The following is a 4,776-nucleotide window of genomic DNA, read 5'->3' as shown; positions in this document are numbered from 1 at the left end:
TGATCATCCGATTCTTGGGCCAACAGATATTGTTGGCATCATGCCGGACTCGGATCTGGATCATCAGACAGAGCGCATCCGTGTTACCGCTGATGTATTGTCATTGGATGAGATGTCTAAACTCTGGGCCAGCTTTCAGTCAGCAGAATACCGTTTATCAGTGGGTTACGAAGTATCCTTAGTGCTGATTGAGAGTACGCGTACGTCAATTACGCCATTGCCGGTCTTAACCAGAGGAGAGGCAGATCATGGTGTGATAGCGCAGGCAAATCTCATTCCGCCATACCCTGCGATTACTGATATTGCGTTACTGAGCCAGCAGCCAAATGCTGTGCTGGGAGATAGCCTGACTCTTCACGGTCATTACTTGGATGGAGATAGCGTTATTGTTCGCTTTAAACATCCGCTGCTTGTAAATCCTATTGATGTACCTGTATTAACAGCGAGCTCGGATACCCGTATTCGTATTGATATTCCAAATGCGCCAGCGGATTGGCGGGTAGGCTTTTATGCCGTTGAAGCCGTTATCAGCAAAGCGAGTGGCCAGCGAGTTACGAATGGTTATCCACTTACGCTGGCACCCGCTATTACGGCGATAGCACCGCTAAATCCAGTCCCCCGCAATGGTTCAGGCGCTGTGACATTAACGATCAGTTGTCGTCCTGAAATATTGCCACAGCAGCGGGTAACACTGCTTCTGGGTGATCGCGAAGTACCATCTCAAGCACATCCGGCACAAACCGGTACACTTATTTTTATTGTTGATAACGCACCTGTTGGCTCCCGTTATATTCGTTTGCGAGTTGATGGAGTCGATAGCTTACTGATAGACCGCTCGGTTACCCCTGCGGTTTTTGATAGTGCGATGGAGGTGATCATCTCATGAATCAGCAGTCAGACTGGGTGAATGCTAATGAGGCATATTTAGAGGCCATGCTGGTATGGTTGCGGCTCTCGTTGCAGCGAATGATATCTCCGGTTGTTGAAGAGCAGCAAACCCCTGATGTGTCCTCAGCTAGTTGGTTTAAACGCATCAAAAAAACCGACAATTGGCAGGTTAAACAGCCACCTTCCTGCTCTTCACATAAACCGGATGATGCCGAGATAAAACAAGCCTGGCATGCAGTACAGGCATGTGAAAGTCATGAACCGCCTCCCGCTATGCTGTTGTTATCGAGTGCGCTGGGTTTATCAACTTTCGATACTCAGGTATTGGCGCTGTGTATTGCAATGGAGTTGGATACTTGTATAAGCGGGTTATGTGCAAAAGCGCAAGGCGATCCGAATAAGCCCTATCCGACATTTGCACTGGCGTTTGCACTTTTTGATGAGCCTGACTGGAATGTTTTAACGCCTCATGCGCCGTTACGTTATTGGCGTCTGTTGGATATTAACCAGCCAGGCACGCAGCCTTTGACTAGCGCTGCTTTGGGCACAGATGAACGGATAGTTAACTATCTGAAAGGGCTCAATTATCTGGATGACAGGTTAGCGTCTTTAATGGATGTGGTTGATCTTGAGGATAACGATGGCTTGATCGTGCAATCACAACAGCACGAAGTTGATAAGGTCATTGAAGCGTTACAAGCCAGTTATGGGAAACAAAAAACGCCCGTTGTTGAATTGCTCGGACATGATGCCGTTAGTAAGCACTTGGTTGCTTGGCGAATTTCCAAGGACTTAGGACTTAAACTTTTTGCCATTAATCTGAAATCCATACCCGAGCAAAGCGCCGATTTTGAAACCTTCGTACGTCTCTGGGAACGGGAGTCGCTGTTAATGCCGCTGGCGCTATATATCGAGGTGGATAGTCCTGTTGAAGCAGAACGCAGACTTCTTAAACGCTTTTTAGACAGGAGTAACGGCGTTGCTTTTGTCGGAATAGAGGATGTCGGTGTCGAAAATCAGGGACAAAGACTCCGTGTAGAAATCAATAAGCCAACACCACAAGAACAACGGCTGTTGTGGCGTGATCTGTTGCAAGAGCAGGATAACGGTCATTCAGAACGTTTAGCTGAACAGTTCTCCTTTTCTCAGGATGAGATTCAGCGTCTTGCTAAAAAATCACTGACTCACTGCCAAGGCAGTAAAATCGCTTTAAATGGTGAACTCTGGCAGGCCTGTCGTCTTGCTGCCCGGGCGGGTATGGAACAGCTGGCACGCCGTATTGATACCAAAGCGACGTGGGATCAACTGGTCTTACCCAACGAACAAAAAGAACTTCTGCAGAGTATTGTTGGTCAGGTGGCTTACCGCAATCATGTTTATGAAGGCTGGGGGTTTCGTGCGCAGATGAACCGCGGATTGGGCATCAATGCTCTGTTTGTCGGCGAAAGTGGTACCGGAAAAACCATGGCTGCCGAAGTGATTGCCCATGATCTTAAGCTTGATCTATATCGGGTTGATTTGTCCTCTGTGGTGAGCAAATACATTGGCGAGACAGAAAAAAATCTGCGCAAGTTATTTGATGCAGCCGAAGATAGCGGTGCCATTTTATTCTTTGATGAAGCCGATGCCCTGTTTGGGAAACGCAGCGAAGTCAAAGACAGCCATGATCGCTACGCCAATATCGAAATTAACTACCTGTTACAGCGCATGGAGACCTATCGTGGCCTCGCCATACTTGCCAGCAATATGCGCAGTGCGCTGGATAAGGCTTTTGTACGACGTTTGCGCTTTATTGTGGATTTCTCATTTCCCGGCATCGGGCAACGAGCCGAAATCTGGCAAAAGGTGTTTCCACCCCAAACGCCGGTTGAGGGCATGCTGGACTGCCAACACCTCGCTAAATTGAGCCTGACAGGCGGCAACATTCATAACGTTGCACTGAACGCCGCATTTCTGGCGGCACAGCAAGGTGTGAAGATTAGTATGCCGCTGGTGTTAAGCGCTGCACGTATCGAATATAAAAAACTGGAACGACCGGCCAAAGAATCCGATTTCTTGTGGCAACAGGCCGAAGGTGTTGTCGTATGAGTATTAATCTGCACATCGATACACTCGTGCTTGATGGATTGGACATTCAGCCGCATCAGGTTCTTGCATTAAAAGAGGCGGTTGAAGCTGTTTTAACGCATCAGTTGACGTTACAAAATCAAGCCGATACGTCTTCACAATCTCTATTTGCAACAGCCTTTGCAGCGTCCGGTATACTTGAAAACCAGCCTGTTAACGCTGGCCAAATTTCCATTAACCGCAGCCAGAGTATGGAAGATTTGGGCCAAAAAATTGGCAATGCGGTTTATTGGGGGATCAGAAAATGACGATGTTAAGTACACCTCAAGTCAAAAATATAGACCGATCCACGACTTTATCAGCAGGAAGGATTTTGCAGCGCAAGTGCGCCTGTGGGCAGCATACAAGTGCAAATGGTCCCTGTGAGGCATGCAGTAACAAGAAAGCTGAAGGGAGTCAGGTTCCTGGCGTGGTATACGATGCGTTACGCTCATCCGGGCAGCCATTAGATAGCCAGACACGTGCTGATATGGAGCAGCACCTATCGCAAACATTGATCAATGCCCCTGTCAGTTCAGTGCCAAGAGGCGCCGCGACTAGTAGCTTACGCCTCGGTGCTGCGGATAGCATTTATGAGAAAGAAGCTGATCATGTGGCTGCTGCCTTGTCATCCAGGGCTCCTCGTCATTCAGCAGCAACACAGGCGCACAAAACACCGCAAACATTATTTGATCTTTCCGCCGTTCGTATCCATACCGGCCCTAAAGCGAATGAATCAAGCTGCGCTATTAATGCCAGAGCCTATACCGTTGGCAGTGATGTGGTATTTGCAGCCAACCAGTTTTCACCCAATAGCGCAGCAGGGCGTCACTTACTCGCTCATGAGTTGACCCATGTTGTTCAGCAATCGACCAATAGTCAGGTATCGCGAATGATACAGCGGGCGGGGTGTGAAGGGCGTACGTATAAAAACTGCGCAGGTGCACCTTGTGTCGCGGTAAGTGGTCGGCGGGGTGTGTGCCAATGGGGAGGTATTACATACGGATGTCGCTGTCGAGATCAGTCTGGTGATGAACCACCTCCTGTAAGCCGAAGAGTAAGTGATGCACTACCTTACTGGCTAGCTGCATTATTAGGCGCTGCGGCTACGGCGGCTGTTATCGCCTGTTTTGCCTCGGGGGCTTGTGAATTTGGGTTGGTCGTTGCTGGTTTAGGGACAGCGGCAGCGGCGGCACTCATAGCGATCCTGAATGCTGCGGGTATCCGGGATACTGGTAGCGGTGGTGGTTCTGCGTAATTAACTTAGTGAGTGTGGAAGCAAATCATGTCTTATGAACGCACTGAGCAAACAAGTAATAAATCGCCGACTAGCATGTCATCGGCGTCTCGCGTTTTGCAACGTAAGTGCGCTTGTGGGCAGCATTCGCAAGGGGGCGAATGCGAAGTGTGCGCTAAGAAAAAACATAAGCTGCAACGTAAGTTGATGGTGGGGGCCGGTAATGATCCGTTGGAGCAAGAGGCTGATCGGGTCGCAGAGCATGTTTTATCGATACCAATGCATTCATCAGCGGTGAGCATGCCGCGTATTCAGAGATTTTCAATATCATCTGGCGAAGCCTCAGGTGTAGCGCCAGAGAGTGTCGATCGGGCGTTGCTAAGTCAGGGGCGACCTCTTGACTCAACATTACAGCAGGAGATGAGTCAGCGCTTTAGTTATGACTTCTCGGGTGTGCGGGTACATACCGGCAGCATTGCTGATCAATCAGCACGGGAGTTGGGCGCACAAGCCTATACGGTGAAACAGGATATTGTATTTGCAGC

Annotated in this window: 5 protein-coding genes; all 5 read left to right on the top strand. The window is 49.1% G+C overall.

What is annotated here, in order from left to right:
• The coding region (locus tag ABY436_RS18935; protein WP_372740488.1) for a Pvc16 family protein at positions 1 to 886 on the top strand (886 nt) is incomplete at its 5' end.
• A complete protein-coding gene (locus ABY436_RS18930) occupies positions 883 to 2,976 on the top strand; it encodes an ATP-binding protein (RefSeq protein ID WP_372740487.1) in 2,094 nt (697 codons plus the stop codon). The genes ABY436_RS18935 and ABY436_RS18930, both read left to right, overlap by 4 nt.
• On the top strand, positions 2,973 to 3,263 hold the full coding sequence (locus ABY436_RS18925; RefSeq protein WP_372740486.1) for a hypothetical protein: 291 nt from the start codon (positions 2,973 to 2,975) through the stop codon (positions 3,261 to 3,263). The genes ABY436_RS18930 and ABY436_RS18925 overlap by 4 nt, the downstream gene beginning before the upstream one ends.
• The gene (locus ABY436_RS18920) at positions 3,260 to 4,252 is read left to right on the top strand and encodes a DUF4157 domain-containing protein (RefSeq protein ID WP_372740485.1); all 993 of its coding nucleotides are present in this window, start codon (positions 3,260 to 3,262) and stop codon (positions 4,250 to 4,252) included. Before ABY436_RS18925 ends, ABY436_RS18920 begins: the two co-directional genes overlap by 4 nt.
• Before the next feature lie 27 nt (positions 4,253 to 4,279).
• Positions 4,280 to 4,776: DUF4157 domain-containing protein (locus tag ABY436_RS18915; RefSeq protein WP_372740484.1), on the top strand; the 497-nt coding region annotated here is incomplete at its 3' end.

Origin of the sequence: Neptunomonas sp., assembly GCF_041601355.1 — a bacterium.
Taxonomy (GTDB): Bacteria; Pseudomonadota; Gammaproteobacteria; order Pseudomonadales; family Balneatricaceae; genus Neptunomonas.
This window is presented reverse-complemented; position numbering and strand designations above follow the sequence as displayed.